General features: G+C 72.7%; 13 protein-coding genes and 1 pseudogene. 12 read left to right on the plus strand and 2 right to left on the minus strand.

The genetic code is table 11. The features are described 5' to 3' along the window. Window positions 1-43: 43 nt before the first annotated feature. The 12 genes and pseudogenes from VGS97_RS06065 to VGS97_RS06120 all read left to right on the plus strand — a co-directional run bounded on the left by VGS97_RS06065 (window position 44) and on the right by VGS97_RS06120 (window position 11,166). A complete protein-coding gene (locus tag VGS97_RS06065) occupies window positions 44-289 on the plus strand; it encodes an acyl carrier protein (protein ID WP_326852229.1) in 246 nt (81 codons plus the stop codon). 14 nt (window positions 290-303) lie between these two features. After that, window positions 304-1,449, plus strand: a complete 1,146-nt coding sequence (locus VGS97_RS06070) for a hypothetical protein (RefSeq protein ID WP_326852230.1) — start codon at window positions 304-306, stop codon at window positions 1,447-1,449. Window positions 1,450-1,499: 50 nt separating this feature from the next. Beyond that, entirely contained in the window at window positions 1,500-2,465 is a 966-nt protein-coding gene (locus tag VGS97_RS06075; protein ID WP_326852231.1) for a hypothetical protein, read from the plus strand. Continuing rightward, window positions 2,462-4,243: an FAD-dependent monooxygenase gene (locus VGS97_RS06080; RefSeq protein WP_326852232.1), complete on the plus strand. Its 1,782-nt coding sequence runs from the start codon at window positions 2,462-2,464 to the stop codon at window positions 4,241-4,243. Before VGS97_RS06075 ends, VGS97_RS06080 begins: the two co-directional genes overlap by 4 nt. Then, on the plus strand, window positions 4,240-4,716 hold the full coding sequence (locus VGS97_RS06085) for an SCP2 sterol-binding domain-containing protein (RefSeq protein WP_326852233.1): 477 nt from the start codon (window positions 4,240-4,242) through the stop codon (window positions 4,714-4,716). Before VGS97_RS06080 ends, VGS97_RS06085 begins: the two co-directional genes overlap by 4 nt. Before the next feature lie 80 nt (window positions 4,717-4,796). Beyond that, window positions 4,797-6,026: pseudogene (gene fabF, locus VGS97_RS06090) on the plus strand (beta-ketoacyl-ACP synthase II); the annotation flags it as partial. A gap of 11 nt (window positions 6,027-6,037) precedes the next feature. After that, window positions 6,038-6,490 carry a DUF3237 domain-containing protein gene (locus VGS97_RS06095; protein ID WP_326852235.1) on the plus strand — a complete coding sequence of 151 codons (453 nt, stop codon included), beginning with the start codon at window positions 6,038-6,040 and terminating at the stop codon, window positions 6,488-6,490. 33 nt (window positions 6,491-6,523) lie between these two features. Then, window positions 6,524-8,050 (plus strand): FAD-dependent monooxygenase, encoded by a 1,527-nt coding sequence (locus VGS97_RS06100; protein ID WP_326852236.1) that lies wholly within the window; start codon window positions 6,524-6,526, stop codon window positions 8,048-8,050. A gap of 35 nt (window positions 8,051-8,085) precedes the next feature. Then, window positions 8,086-8,673 carry a cupin domain-containing protein gene (locus VGS97_RS06105; protein WP_326852237.1) on the plus strand — a complete coding sequence of 196 codons (588 nt, stop codon included), beginning with the start codon at window positions 8,086-8,088 and terminating at the stop codon, window positions 8,671-8,673. A gap of 5 nt (window positions 8,674-8,678) precedes the next feature. Further along, on the plus strand, window positions 8,679-10,112 hold the full coding sequence (locus VGS97_RS06110) for a cytochrome P450 (protein WP_326852239.1): 1,434 nt from the start codon (window positions 8,679-8,681) through the stop codon (window positions 10,110-10,112). 23 nt (window positions 10,113-10,135) lie between these two features. Further along, window positions 10,136-10,750, plus strand: a complete 615-nt coding sequence (locus VGS97_RS06115; protein ID WP_326852240.1) for an alpha/beta fold hydrolase — start codon at window positions 10,136-10,138, stop codon at window positions 10,748-10,750. Beyond that, the gene (locus tag VGS97_RS06120; protein WP_326852242.1) at window positions 10,747-11,166 is read left to right on the plus strand and encodes a heme-binding protein; all 420 of its coding nucleotides are present in this window, start codon (window positions 10,747-10,749) and stop codon (window positions 11,164-11,166) included. The genes VGS97_RS06115 and VGS97_RS06120 overlap by 4 nt, the downstream gene beginning before the upstream one ends. Here VGS97_RS06120 and VGS97_RS06125 read toward each other — a convergent pair. Beyond that, window positions 11,148-12,446 (minus strand): glycosyltransferase, encoded by a 1,299-nt coding sequence (locus VGS97_RS06125; protein ID WP_326852243.1) that lies wholly within the window; start codon window positions 12,444-12,446, stop codon window positions 11,148-11,150. The two genes, VGS97_RS06120 and VGS97_RS06125, sit on opposite strands and share 19 nt — an antisense overlap. 71 nt (window positions 12,447-12,517) lie before the next feature. After that, window positions 12,518-13,981, minus strand: coding sequence for an MFS transporter (locus VGS97_RS06130; RefSeq protein WP_326852244.1), 1,464 nt, complete (start codon window positions 13,979-13,981; stop codon window positions 12,518-12,520). Window positions 13,982-14,389 lie beyond the last annotated feature (408 nt).

The raw sequence follows: 14,389 nt of genomic DNA on the forward strand, positions 1-14,389 counted from the left end.
CCGCAACGGCACCACGCGGGCACTACGGACCTGGAGGCGGACCTTGGCCCTGCGAGACGACCTGTACGGCGACGTGAAGTCGATGCTCACCACCCGGTGCGGCGTCGAGGAGTCGCAGGTGACCGAGGAGACCGAACTGTTCGACCATCTCGGCCTCGACTCGCTCGATCTGATCGGGATGGCGCAGGCGCTTCAGCACAAGTACACCGTGCGGCTCGACAACGAGGCGATCGCCGAGATCCACACGGTGGGCGACATCCTCGCGTTCGTACTCAACCAGATGGCATAAGGAGTCGAGAGCTGATGACGGCGTACATCACCGCCATGGGCAAATTCCTGCCCGGCGAGCCGATACCCAACGACCAGATCGAGGACTACATCGGGACGGCGGGCCGGGCGACCACCAGCCTGCGCGACCAGACGCTGGCCAACGCGGGGATCGTGACCCGCCACTACGCCATCGACAAGAAACAGCAGACGGTCTACAGCAACACGCGGATGGCCGCGCTGGCGGTGCGCGACGCGGTCTCCCGCTGCGAGATCGGGTTGGACGACCTCGAACTGATCGCCGCGGGCAGCACCATCCCCGATCTGATCGCTCCGGGGATGGCCAGCATGGTGCACGGCGAACTGGGCAGCCCGCCGTGCGAGATCATCAGCACGCACGGGGTCTGCAACAGCGGCATGATGGCGCTCAAGAGCGCGTACCTGCACGTCGCGGTCGGCGAGCAGCACACCGCCGTCGCAGTGGCCTGCGAGAGCCCGAGCCGCTCGTTCAAGAGCAGCCGGATGGCCGGGGTGCGGCCGGTCGACGACGACGGCTCGCTGGCCATGGAGATGGCCTTCCTGCGCTACATGCTCTCGGACGGCGCGGGCGCGGCGATCGTGCGCGACCGGCCCGCCGCCGACGGGGTGAGCCTGCGCATCGACTGGATATCGCTGACCTCGTACGCGAACACCGCCGACACCTGCATGTACTTCGGCCTGCCCGGCAGCACCGCGACGAAGTCCTGGTGGGACTACGCGACCCCGGCCGAGGCGCTGGCCGACGGCGCGCTGTCGCTGCGCCAGAACCTCGCGCTGCTGCCGCACCTGGTCAAGGTCGGCATCGACGAGTACGAGCGGCTGCTGGCCGCCGGGCGCTTCGACCCGGACCGGCTGCGCTGGCTGCCCGCGCACTACTCCAGCGAGCGGATGAAGCAGATGGTGCTGCGGGAGATGCGCAGGCGCGGCACGCACAGCCCCGCCGACGAGGCCTGGTACAGCAACCTGCCGCGGGTCGGCAACATCGGCTGCGCGAGCATCTACGTGATCCTGGAGGAGATCCTGGCCCGAGGGCTGGTCGATCCGGGCGACACGATGCTGTGCATGGTGCCGGAGTCCGGCCGGTTCTCCGTCTCCTTCATGCACCTGACCGCCGTGACAGCCGACGGCCGCGGGCAGGGCTGAGCCGGATGGAACCCGATCGCAGCACGCCCGTCGTACCGCGGCCGTGTGCCATGCCCAGCCTCGCGGTCTACGCGTACTCGCAGACGGGGCAGCTCTACGAGGCGTTGACCGCACTGGTGGCGCCGTTGGAGAAGGCCGGCAGCCGGGTCGAGTGGATCGCGGTCCGGCCGAAGGCGCCCTATCCGTTCCCGTGGCCGCTGCGGCGCTTTTTCGGAGTCTTCCCGGACGCCGTGGATCCCGAGGCGGTCGTCGACATCGACGTCGATCCGCCTCGCGCGCCGCGCGCCGACCTGGTGGTGCTGGGCTTCCAGGTCTGGTATCTGGCCCCGTCGATCCCCGTGCGCTCGCTGCTGGCGTTGCGATCGTTCGGCGGGCAGAGCGTGATCGGCGTCGTGGCCTGCCGCAACATGTGGTACTCGGCCGCGCTGGACGTACGGCACCGGGTCGAGCGGGCCGAGGGCCGCTACCTCGGCACGGTCGCGGCGATCGACGCCGCTCCGGCGGCGGTGACCTTCGTGACGACGCTGGCGTGGCTGCTGCGCGGCCGGCGCGCGCCGATCTGGCGGCTGCCGCCGGCCGGGATCAGCGCGAGCGAGATCACCCGGCTCGGCGAACTCGGCGAGGCCCTGGCCGCCCGGTTCACCGCGGACGCGGCCGGCACGGATACGACCGGCCTGGGCACCGGCACGGACACCGTCGCGGGCGCGTCGCTCGACGAGCGGGTCCGGCAGGTGCTGGCCGCGCGGGACGCCGCGCCGGTCGACGTGCCGATCGCGGCGGGCGACCTCATCGCGGGGCGCGCATTCGCCCTCTGGGGGCGGATCATCCGCGCGAGCACCCGGCGTACGTGGCGCGTCACGCTGACCGTCGCGTTCGTCGCCGGCCTGCTCGGCGCCATCGTGCTGGGACTGCCGCTGCTCGTGCTCGTCTCGCTGCTCGGCCGTTCGCGGCTCGACGCGGCGGTGCGTGCACGGCTGGCGCCGGTCCGGGCCCCGGCCGCGGCGGGGTCGCGGTGAACGAGACGGCGCCGACGGAAACCGAGGTCGCCATCGTCGGCGGCGGCCCGGTCGGGCTGGCCATGTCTCTGTGCCTGGCCGCACACGGCGTGCGCTCGATCGTGTTGGAGACGCGTACCACGCCATCGGCTCATCCCCGGGCCACGATGGTCAACACCCGCACGATGGAGATCCTGCGCTGGCTGCGCGTGGATGGCGAGGTGCGCCGGGCCGGCGCCGAGATCGACTCGCTGGCGCGCATCTCCTTCGTCACCCGGATGGCAGGGGCCGACCTGGGCGCGATCGACCTGCTGCCCTCCGACAGCGCCCTGATGCGGATGACCGGGCAGAGCCCGGTGCTGCCCGCCATTTGCGGCCAGCATCTGCTCGAATCGATCCTCGCCGCCGCGCTGCGCGAGCAGCCCGGCACACGGCTCGCCTCCGGCTGGACCGCGACGGCCCTGACCGCCGGCCCCGAGCACGGAGTACGCGTGCCGTGCGTTGATTCATCGGGCACGACCGGAACCGTCGTGGCGCGGTACGCGGTGCTCGCCGAAGGCCTGCACGGCCCGCTGCGCGAACAGGTCGGCATCGAGACCGCGACCGAGCGGGTGCTCGGCCGACTGCTGGACATCCACTTCACCGGCGAGCTGGGACCCTGGGTCAAGGACCGGCGCAGCGCCCTGTACTGGGTGGCCAACCGCGAGGTCAGCGGCGTCGTCATCAGCGTCGGACCGCGTACGGACGAGTGGCTGCTGGAGATCCCCGCACTCGACGGCGACACCCAGGCATCGCTGTTCGACCCGGACACCGACCACCTGGCCCTGATCGCCGCCGCGGTCGGCGCCGACATCGGGCCGACGGTGCGCTCCGTGCGCACGTGGACGATGGCGACGACCACCGCCCGCCGCTGGCGCGACGCGACAGGACGTGTCTTCACCGCCGGGGACGCCGCGCACACCTTCCCACCGACCGGCGGCTTCGGCATGAACACCGGCATCCAGGACGCGCACAACCTGGCCTGGAAGCTGGCCGCAGTACTGCGCGGCCGGGCCGGCGACGCGCTGTTGGACACCTATGAGGCCGAACGCCGTCCGGTCGCCGCGTTCAACGCCAGACAGAGCGAACACAACGCCCTGCGGATGCGCGACTTCCTGGAGCGTGACGCGGTGCCGTACGCCGCCGCGCTCGCCAGCGACGAGGGGGCGGCACGACGTGAACTGGCCCCGCTGATCGAGTCGCACCGGCCGCACTTCGACTTCGCCGGCCAGGCCCTCGGCTTCCGGTATCCGGGCCCTGAGCGTCCGGTGGGCACCGTCGTGCAGGACATCGTCGACTACCACCCCGCCGCCGTCCCAGGAGCGCTGGCGCCACACGCCTGGCTGGACGGCGAGAACGGCCGCCTCGCCGTGGCGGACTGCACGGGGACCGGCTTCGCGCTGTTCACAGCCGACTCGGACGGCTGGACCGAGGCGGCGCGCGCCGCCAAGCGACCGACACCATCACGACCGACAGCACCCCTGCCGGCGCCACTGCGGCTGGTGGTCGTGGCACCGGGCGACGGCGCGGGCCCGGCGCAGGCGTGGACGGACGCCACCGGGGCCTTCGCCGAGCACTACCGCCTGGCGGCCGGCGAGGCCGTTCTGGTGCGACCGGACGGGCACGTCGCAGCGCGGCTGCCCGGAACCGACCCTGCGGGAGAACTGGCGGCGGCGCTCGCGACGGCCACCGCGTCCGTGAACACGTCCGCGCCGTCGTCCGCCGACCGCGAACTTGAGCGTACCGGGAGAGCTCGATGACTGATACGAAGCTGCTGTCCCCCGAACGCGTCGCGGGCCTGCGCTCCGGGCACCGAGGCGAGGTGCGGGCCGCCATCAAGGGGCTGTCGCGCAAGGACCTCGCCGCCTGGTTGCAGACCCCGGACGGCGAGGACGTGCTGCGCGACGCCTTCCGGCGCATGCCGCAGTACTACGTCCCCGACCCGTCTCTCGACCAGACCCTGGTGCGCTGGCGGGTGCGGCGCTCGCCGCACGACTTCGTGGACTGCGATCTGCTCATCGGCCCGCGGGACTGTGCCGTGGCCGAGGCCGACCCGGCGGCCGAGCCCAAGGTCACGCTCACCGTCGACAGCGTCGGCTTCGTGGAGATGGCCAGCGCGGCACGGCGCGGAGTCGACCTGCTGCTGCACGGTCGCCTGCACGTCAAGGGCGACGTGCGGCTGGCCATGCGCATGGAGAAGCTCTTCGGGTTCGCCGCGGACGCCGAACATTGAGCGGGCCGACCCCACCGCGCGGACGCGCGGCGCGAACGGCCCCGTCACGCGGACGTGCCGCGTCCGCCGCACCACCGCGGCGCCGGGTCGCGGTGACCGGCATCGGCGTGGTGAGCCCGCTCGGCACCGGCATCGAGGCGCTGTGGTCGAGCCTCGCCGCCGGCCGCTCCGGGGTACGGCGCATCTCCGGATTCGACGCCGACCGGCTCCCGGTGCGCATCGCCGGGGAGGTGCCCGACTTCGAACCGCGCGACTGGGTTTCGCGCAAGGACGCGGTCCGGCTCGACAGGGTGCTGCACTTCGCGCTCGCGGCGGCGCAGCTCGCGGTCGACGACGCCGGGGGCCTGGCCGCGCCGGAACGCACCGCCACCGCGATCGGCAGCGCGATCGGCGGTGCGGCCAGCATCCACCGCGGCGTGCTGACCGACATCGACCGGCCCCAGCTGGTCTCCCCGTTCTTCGTGCCGAACTCGATCGCGAACATGCCCGCCGCGCACGTGGCGCTGCGCTTCGCGCTGCGCGGCCCGAGCACGGCGACGGTCACCGCCTGCGCCGCCTCGGCCGACGCCCTCGGCCACGCCATGCGCCTGGTGCGCGACGGCTACGCCGAGGCGGCGGTGGCGGGCGGCGCGGAGGCGTGCCTCGTCTCGCCGATCGTCGCCGGGTTCGCCAACATGCGGGCCCTGTCGACGCGCAACGACGAGCCGCAGAAGGCCTCACGGCCGTTCGACGCCCAACGCGACGGTTTCGTACTCGCCGAGGGCGCGGCTGTCATGGTCCTCGAACCGCTCGACGCCGCAGTCGGGCGCGGCGCGCACGTCTACGCCGAGCTGTGCGGCTTCGGGCAGACCAACGACGCGCACCACATGACCGCTCCAGATCCGACGGGCGCCGGCGCCGGCGCCGCGATCGAACTCGCCCTCGCCGACGCGGGCCTGGCGCCCGAGCGAATCGGGTACATCAACGCGCACGCCACCTCGACCCGGATGGCCGACGCCGCCGAAGCGCTCGCGATCCTGCGCACCTTCGGCGCGCACGCCAAGTCGCTGGCCGTCAGCGCCACCAAGTCGATGACCGGGCACCTGCTCGGCGCGGCCGGCGCGCTCGAAGCAGCGATCACCGCGCTGGCACTGGACCGCTGCTGGATCCCGCCGACGATCAACCACGGCGTGCCCGACGTCGGGCACGACCTCGACTACGTCCCGGGCCGCGGCCGCGCGCAGCGCGTCGAGGCGGCCGTCAGCAACTCGTTCGCGTTCGGCGGGCACAACACCGCGCTCGTACTGCGCCGCCACGACCCCGAAGGGTAGGCCACACCGCGATGGACCTCCAGTTCGAAGCGACCTGCACCGCGACCCTCAATCCGCCGCTGCTGGTCGGCGCCGGGCCGTTCGGCGTGCGCATGGTCTTCTCCGTCGCCGACGGGGCGCTGTCCGGACCCCGGATCAACGGCAAGGTGCTGCCCGCCGGCGCCGACTGGGCGCTGATGGGACAGGACGGCTGGGCCCGGATGGACGTGCGCGCCCAGTTCGAGACCGACGACGGCGCGATCATCTACGCCCAGTACCACGGCCTGATCGAGATGAACGACGCCGCCGCGGCGGCCATCGCGCAGGGCGAGGCGACGGCGTTCGAGGACCACTACTTCCGGATCGTGCCGCGCCTGGAGTGCGGTGCCGAGGAGTACGCGTGGGTCAACCAGGCGCTCTTCGTCGGCGAGGGCCGCTTCACCGCTGGCCTGGGCCTGGAATACCGGCTCTACCGGCTGGCCTGACCTGCGGCCCTGACACACGGCCCGGGAGGTCCGATGTCGAAGTCAACACCCGACCCGATCATCGTCGTCGGGGCCGGGCCCACGGGCCTGGCGCTGGCCTGCGACCTGTACCGGCGCGGCGTGCCGTGCCGGGTGGTGGAGGCGGCGGGGGAGCGCGGCACACGCAGCAAAGCGATCGCGATCTGGCCGCGCGTGCTGGAGATCCTGGATGGTCTCGGCGTCGCCGAGGCCGCCGTGCGGCGCGGCGTGCGGCTGCACGGCTCCACGGTCTGGTCCCGCGGCCGGCCCGCGCTCGGCTTCCGGCTCGACACGCTGCGCACGCGTTTCCCGTTCGGGCTGGTGCTGCCGCAGTACGAGACGGAGGCGCTGCTGGAGCGGCGGCTGGCCGACTTGGGCGGAAAGGTCGAGCGCGGGATGCGCTGCGTCGCTGTTCGGCAGGAGGGCCGCGCGGTCAGTGTGCGCCTCGCGCATCCGTCGGGCGCCGAAGAGGCGACCGCCGCGTGGGTGGTCGGCTGCGACGGCGCGGCGAGCGCGGTGCGCGAGAGCGCTGGCATCCGGATGCACCAGCGGCTCGAACCGGCGGGTTGGATCGCTGCCGACGTGCGGCTCGACACCGCGCTCGACCCGGACGGCGTCAACTACTTCCTGGCCGGCGGCCGGGTGCTGCACGTGGTGCCGCTGCTCGACCGCGGCCCGGACGGCATGCTCTGGCGGATCACCATGAACGTCGGGCGCGTGCGGCCCGACCCGGACGAGTGGCCGCTGGAACGGCTCGCGGCGCAGGCGGCGCGGCGCGCTGCGGTCCCACTGCGCGTCACCGAGGCGCAGTGGGTGACCGGTTTCCGCGTCCGGCAGGGGCTGGCCGCCCACTTCCGCGACAACAGAGTGCTGATCGCCGGCGACGCGGCGCACGTGCACAGCCCGGCCGGCGCGCAGGGCATCAACGCCGGGTTGCAGGACGCGGCGAACCTGGGCTGGAAGCTCGCGCGCGTCGCCCTCGGCCGGGCCGGAGACGAACTGCTCACCAGCTACGACACCGAGCGGCGGCCCGCCGCCCGCGCCACGGTCCGGGCCACCGACCGGGCCACCCGCGCGGGCACGCTGCGCCTACCCGCCGCCGTCGCCGCCCGTGACGCGCTGTGGCGGTTCGCCCAGCGAAGGGATCTGATCGAACGCCGGGTCGTGCCCGCGCTCGCGGGGCTCTCCGCCCGCCAGCCGCGCTCGACGGTCATGGCGGCGCCACGCGTACGGCTGTTGACGGAAGCGTCGCTGAGCGCCGGGAGCCGGCTGCCGGACGTCCGCGTCGGCGACGACGCGCTCTGGGACCTGCTCGCGCCGCTGGACTACACGATCCTGCTGCCAGGCCGTCAGCACTTCGACAAAGCCGAGGCGGCGCGGCTGCCGGCGGGGATCCGGGTGGTCGACGACCCGAGCGGGCGGCTGGCCGAGGCGCTCGGCCTGCGTGGCGCGGCGCTGATCGTGGTGCGCCCCGACCGCTACATCGCGCTGCGCGGCCCGGCCGACCGCCCGGACCTCGCGGCCCGCCTCATCCCTGTTTGAAGAGCCCTCATCCAAGGCGCCGACCAGGAGGAACCGTGCCCCGCGCGGGAGACGTGATCGAGAACACCATGACCGGAGAGCGGGCCGTCTTCCGCTCCACCCGGCACGAGACCGGCGGCGAACTGCTGGAAGCCGACTACTACCTCTCCTCCGGCGGGTACGTCGCCGCCGCGCACGTCCACCCCCGGCAGGAGGAGACCTTCGAGGTCCTGGAAGGCTCGGTGCGCATCCGCATCGGCGGCGAGGACATCCTCGCCGTTCCCGGCCAGACCTACGTGGTCGCCCCGGGCACCGCGCACCGGATCGTGAACCACACCCCCGCCACGGCGCACCTGTACAGCACACTGCGACCCGCGATGCGTTCCGACGAACTGCTACAGACGATGTGGGGGCTCGCCTCCGACGGCCTGACCAGTGAACGCGGCATCCCCAAGCTGTTGCAGGCCGCGGCCAGCGGCATGTACTTCCGCGGCGAGCTCTACCTCGCCGGACCACCGCTCTGGTTGCAGGATCTGGTCTTCCGGCTGCTCGCGCCGCTCGGACGGGCCAGGGGGTATCACGGAACGTATATAGCTCGCAGCACGGGCGGCGCCCGCCGATCCGTTTCCGACCGTCAGGAGTAGCCGCCATGGCCGACACCGCCCTGCGCGCGCCGGAGCTGATGCCCGGCCCGCAGCGCATTCCGTTCTCCGCCGTGCGCACGCTGGCCACGCAGCCGCCGCGGTTCTTCGCCGCGATGCGTGAACGCTACGGCGCCTTCGTCAGGCTGCCGCTGCCGCAACGGCCGATCTACCTGGTAAGCGACCCGGAAGCGATCCAGGAGGTGCTGGTCACCGCCAACCGCTTCTACGGCAACGACATCCTGCGCAGCACCGCGACCGGGAAGCGGCAGACCCCGCTGACGATGCTGCTCGGCCAGGGCCTGCTCACCAGCGACGGCGACCTGCACCGCAAGCAGCGGCGGCTGATCCAGCCGCTATTCCACAAACAGCGCATCGCGGCATACGGCGACGCCTTCGTCGAGCTGTCGCGGGAACACACGGCGCGGTGGCCGGACGGCGGTGAGGTGGACATGTTGCGCGAGATGGTGCTGCTGACGATGGCGATCGTGGCCCGCACCGTCTTCGACGTGGCGCTGGAAAGCGACGTGGCCGAGACGATCCGCACCGCGATGCCGCGTAACGACGGCCCGCTGCGTTACGCGCTGATGCCCGCCGGCGGGCTGCTCGCCCGGCTCCCGCTGCCCGCCAATGTCCGGTTCCTGCGAGGCCGGGCGGCGCTGGACTCGGTGGTGTTCAAGCTGATCGCGCGGCGGCGGGCGGACGGCGCACAAGGCGGCGACCTGCTGTCCCTGCTCTTGCAGGCCCGCGACGCGGACACCGGCGAGCCGATGGACGACCGGCAGGTGCGCGACGAGGCGCTGACCCTGCTGATGGCCGGGCACGACACCACCGCCAACGGGCTGGCCTGGGCGTTCCACCTGCTGTCCGGGAGCCCCGAGGCGACCCGCCGCCTGTATGCGGAGGTCGACGAGGTCCTCGCCGGACGCCCCGCCACGATCGACGACCTGCCGCGGCTGCGCTGGACCACTGCCGTCTTCGAGGAGGCGCTGCGCATCTATCCGCCGGTCTGGACGGTCGGCCGCCGGCCCCTGCGGGAGCGCGAGTTGGCCGGATACCGGCTTCCGGCGGACGCGATGGTGATGATGAGCCCGTGGGTCGTGCACCGCGACCCACGCTGGTGGCCGCAGCCTGAACGGTTCGCCCCGCAGCGCTGGGTCGAGCCGGACGCGGGGGAGCGTGACCCGCTGGCCGGCAGCGCGCTCGGCGCCGACCGCCCGAAGTTCGCGTACTTCCCGTTCGGCGGCGGCCCGCGCCAGTGCATCGGCAACGTGTTCGCCCAGACCGAGGCGGTGCTGGCGCTCGCCACCATCAGCCAGTCCTGGCGCTTCACGGCCATCGGGCGCGAGCAGGTGCGCCCGCAGGCCCGGATCATCGTGCGCCCGAGGCCCGGCCTGCCGATGCGGGTCGAGCGCCGCGGCCGAGCCGAACGCACGCCGTGACTCCCGGTCTCACGCTGCCTCCGGTGCTCGACGCGCAGTTCCTCGACGTGCTGGGCGCCCCGGTGGCGGTGCGCCGCCGCGGCGCCGGGCCGCCACTGCTGTACCTGCACGGCGCGGGCATGACCGGTAAGTGGCTGCAAGTACACGAGGCGCTGGCCGCCGGCGCCGAAGTCATCGCACCCGAACATCCCGGGTGCGGCGAGACCCCGGCGCAGGACTGGCTGCGCGACATGGGCGACCTGGTCGTGCACTACGACGACCTGCGCCGGGCCCTGGGCCTGCGCGGCCGGTTCGACCTGGTCGGCTACTCGCTCGGGGGCTGGATCGCAGCCGAGTTCGCGGCCACCTTCCCCGCGCTGGTGCGCTCGCTCACGCTGATCGCGCCGATCGGCCTGACCACGCCGCAGCCGCGGCTGCTGCGCCGGGTGACCTGCCCGGCGCTGGTGATCGAGGCCGGGGCCGATCGGATCGTCCCCGCCGAGACCGTACGCCGTTACGCGTCGCTGCTTCCGCACGCCCGGCTGCTCGTGATCCAGGGGGCCGGCCACATGCTGGTCCTTGAGCAACCGGACACGGTCGCCGGCGCGATCCTCACCTTCATCAGGGATCTCACTTCAACCGAGGAGCCATCACCATGACCGAACTCTCGCTGGACCACGCCCTCACGATGCTGGCCGCCGTGGTCCGGCAGGCCCGCGCGGACGGCGCCGTGGTCGCCGCGACCGTGCTCGACGCGGCGGGCGCGGCCGTCGCCACGCAACGGATGGACGGGATCTTCCCGGCCGCGGCCACGCTGGCCGACCGCAAGGCGTTCGGCGCTCTGAACTGCCGGATGCCGACGCGTGAGGCCAGCGGCGTCTTCCCCGAGCCGATCCGGCAGGCCCTGGTCGCGGCCGAGCCGCGGATCAGCTTCCTGCACGGCGGCGTGCCCGTGCTGCGCGACGGCGCGGTGGCCGGCGCGCTCGGCGTGGCCGGCGGCACCGGGGAGCAGGACGCGGCGTGCTGCGAAGCGGCGCTCGCCGCGCTCGAAGAGCTTCACGTTCCGGTCGGCTGAGCCACCGCCGTCTCAATGGCGCGGACCGCAGTCGCGACACCGTCCTCCGCGTGCAGGAGGCGGCCGACTGCGGCCGCGCGCCGACGCACCTCGGGACGGCCGAGCAGGGTCAGCGCCTCGGTCAGGCTCCGCACGTCGAGGTCGCGGAAGGCGCGCCGGCCGCCCGCGCGCAACCGCTCGACGCGCGTGCCCCAGAACGGCTGGTCCATGAACATCGAGAAGACGAACGTGGGCCGCCCGGCGATCAGCCCGGCGGCGGTCGTGCCCGCGCCACCGTGGTGCACGACCGCCAGGCAGCGCGGGAAGAGCAGGTCGTGGTCGACCGCGCCGACCAACGCGGCGTCCGGCGGCAGCGCGTCGGCGAGCCCGGACAGCTGCGTCCAGCCCGCGCCGATCAGGATGCGTACCCCCGCCTTCGCCGCCGCGGCCAGCGCCATCTCCAGGACCGGGGCGGGATCGAGGATCGGCATGCTGCCGAAGCCCAGGAAGACCGGAGCCGGCCCGTCCGCGAGCCAGTCCTCCAGCCGCGCGACGGCGGCCGTCTCGCCGAGCCGCTCGCGTACGTCGGCCCGCAGCCGCCAGTAGCCGGTCATCACGTTGCGCGGCCCCCAGTCGCCGGGCCGCGGCACGAGCAGCGGGCTGTAGCCGTGCAGGACGGTCAGATCCGCGTCGGCGGCGGTGTGGATGAGCGAAGCGTCCACGGCCGGCAAGCCCAGCGAGCGTCGCAGTGTGTTGACGGCGTCGTGCTTGCCGCGCCAGTAGACCCGCTCGAACTCCTGATAGGTGCGCAGGTTCTCCGGGCCGGTTCGCGGCTGTGCGGCGTGCTGTCGCGCGGCGCTGAAGACCTGGGCGAAGGCCGCGGTGCGCAGCCAGGGCGTCAGATAACCGCCGATCAACCGGACGCCGAGCGCCTCGCAGATCGGGGCCGCGTAGTCGTCGATCTGCGCGCCGGCGATCACCGCGTCGGCGCCCTCGGCCACTGCGGTGATACCCGCCGCGATGCCGTCCAGGGAGGCGGTGAGCCAGGCGTTGGCACCGTCCAGCAGCGCCTCCGGCGTGCCGGAGGCCAGCGCGTGCTGCCCCGCGTCGGAGGTCATGAACCAGCGGGTGTCGAGCGTGTCCATCGGCACGAACCGCAGTCCGGCCGCGGCGACGAGCGGCGCCGCGTCGACGTTCGCGGTGAGCGCGACCTCGTGGCCGGCCGCGGTGAGGGCGTGCCCGAGCGCCGTATACGGCTGGATGTCGCCACGACTTCCGTTGATCGCGATGCCGATTCTCATAACGCAAGGCTGGCGGCTGTCGCTGCGTCCGAATATCCGGCGAAGCCCTGTGCCGGACCCCGAATCGACTATCAGCCCACTGCGGCGGCCTTCTTGCGCAGGTGCATGGCGACCAGCGCGAACAGGACGAGACAGACCGCGTACAGCGCGGCCTCAGCGCGGAATACGACGTCGTATCCACGCATCGCGGCGCCCGTGGAATCACCGCGTTGCAAGCCGACGGCGACGTATCCGGCGACTGCGATGCCGTAAACGGAGTTGAGCAGCGAGTTGCCCAGCGATCCGCCCATCTGCTGGGTGGTGGCGATCGCCGCGCTGGCCACACCGGCGTCAGCCGGGTCGATCCCGGCCAGCACCACGTTGTTGAGCGGGAAGAGGGAGAGCGCGACGCCCATGCCCATGAGGACTTCCGGCAGCATGACCCGCGTGGGGTAGGAGTCGGCGGCCGACAGTGTGCTGAAGGCCAGCAGCGCCCCGGTGCTCAGCACCGCCCCGGTGAGCATGAGCGTGATCGGCGCGGCCCGCACGACCCGGCTGGCGCTCACGTTCGCGGTGAGGATCACCGCCAGCGCGAACGGCAGGAACGCGAAGCCGGTGTGCAGCGCGCTGTACTGCCTGGTGGTCTGGAAGTAGTAGGTCAGGAACAGGAACAGCGACAGCTGTGCCGCGTTCGCCAGCAGGGCCGCCAGGTAAAGCAGGGCGCGGTGATACTCGGTCACGATGCGCAGCGGCAGCAGCGGGGCGTCGCTGCGCAGTTCGATGGCGACGAACGCGGCGATCAGCGCGGCGCCCAGCGCCAGCGGCACCAGGGTGGCCGACGACCCCCAGCCGTCGGGCTCGGCGCGGGTGAAGCCCTCGGCCAGGCAGGCCAGGCCGAGCGTCACGGTCACGGAACCGGCGAGGTCGTAGCCCCTGCGCGGTGCGGGCTCGTCGCCGCGCAGCGCCACGGCGCCCGCCGCGGCCACGATCACGGCGAGCGGCACGTTGATGAACAGGCACCATCGCCAGGACCCGTACTGGGTCAGCACGCCGCCGGCGATCAGCCCGATCGCGGCGCCGCTGCCGGAGACCATGCCGAACACGGCGAAGGCGGTGGCCCGCTCGGCGCGCTCGGTGAACGTGACCGTGACCAGGGAGAGCACGGCCGGGGCCACCACGGCGGCCATCGAGCCCTGCAACGCGCGTGCGGCGAACAGCATCCCCCCGCTGGTCGCCGCGCCGCCGAGCGCGGAGGCCGCGCCGAAGGCGAGCAGCGCCCACACGAAGGTCCGCTTGCGGCCGAGCCGATCGACCAGGCGCCCGCCGAGCAGCAGCAGCCCGCCGAAGGAGATCGCGTACGCCGAGACGACCCACTGCCGGTCCGCCAGCGAGATCCCCAGCGACCGCTGCATGCTCGGCAGCGCGACATAGACGACCGCCAGGTCGAGCACGGTCATCAGCTGGGCCACCGCGACGACGGCCAGTGCCCACCACTTTCGCCGGTCGCCGATCCGAACGCCCTGCTGTGTGCCGCTGTCCTCCGTGGTGGTGCTCACGGTCACCGTTCTGGGAAAGGCGCCGGGGCGGCGCGCGGCTCGCGATGGGCGGCACCGCGGAAACACGAACGCAAACGAAGACAGGATCCTGCGTTGCCTGGAACAACGTAGCCAACCGCCACAGAACGTGTCAAGGCGGCTCACCCTTGCGAAAACACCGTCTGCGCAGGCCGGGAACGCTTTCGTCCCCGCTCCGAACAGAATACGAGTACTGCGAAAATATGCCCGGCCCGCGCGCCCCGGCGTCGTAACCCTGTCGCAGTTCCCGTGCCCTAAGGGCTCAGCGTGAATCAATGACTCCTGGTTCGGGTGTGTCGGTTGGGTTGAGGGTGTAGTTCCAGTCGCCGTGCCAGTCGTGGCGGGTGATCGGTAGGGCCTTGATGACCTTGTCAGGGATCTTGATGCCGG

Origin of the sequence: Actinocrinis sp., assembly GCF_035946395.1 — a bacterium.
Taxonomy (GTDB): domain Bacteria; phylum Actinomycetota; class Actinomycetes; order Streptomycetales; family Catenulisporaceae; genus Actinocrinis.

Bases quoted from the DNA above. Each gene is read 5' to 3' on its own strand.
- VGS97_RS06070 (WP_326852230.1), top strand. From the start codon at position 304: ATGACGGCGTACATCACCGCCATGGGCAAATTCCTGCCCGGCGAGCCG.
- VGS97_RS06075 (WP_326852231.1), top strand. From the start codon at position 1,500: ATGCCCAGCCTCGCGGTCTACGCGTACTCGCAGACGGGGCAGCTCTAC.
- VGS97_RS06085 (WP_326852233.1), top strand. From the start codon at position 4,240: ATGACTGATACGAAGCTGCTGTCCCCCGAACGCGTCGCGGGCCTGCGC.
- VGS97_RS06095 (WP_326852235.1), top strand. From the start codon at position 6,038: ATGGACCTCCAGTTCGAAGCGACCTGCACCGCGACCCTCAATCCGCCG.
- VGS97_RS06100 (WP_326852236.1), top strand. From the start codon at position 6,524: ATGTCGAAGTCAACACCCGACCCGATCATCGTCGTCGGGGCCGGGCCC.
- VGS97_RS06110 (WP_326852239.1), top strand. From the start codon at position 8,679: ATGGCCGACACCGCCCTGCGCGCGCCGGAGCTGATGCCCGGCCCGCAG.
- VGS97_RS06120 (WP_326852242.1), top strand. From the start codon at position 10,747: ATGACCGAACTCTCGCTGGACCACGCCCTCACGATGCTGGCCGCCGTG.
- VGS97_RS06125 (WP_326852243.1), bottom strand. From the start codon at position 12,446: ATGAGAATCGGCATCGCGATCAACGGAAGTCGTGGCGACATCCAGCCG.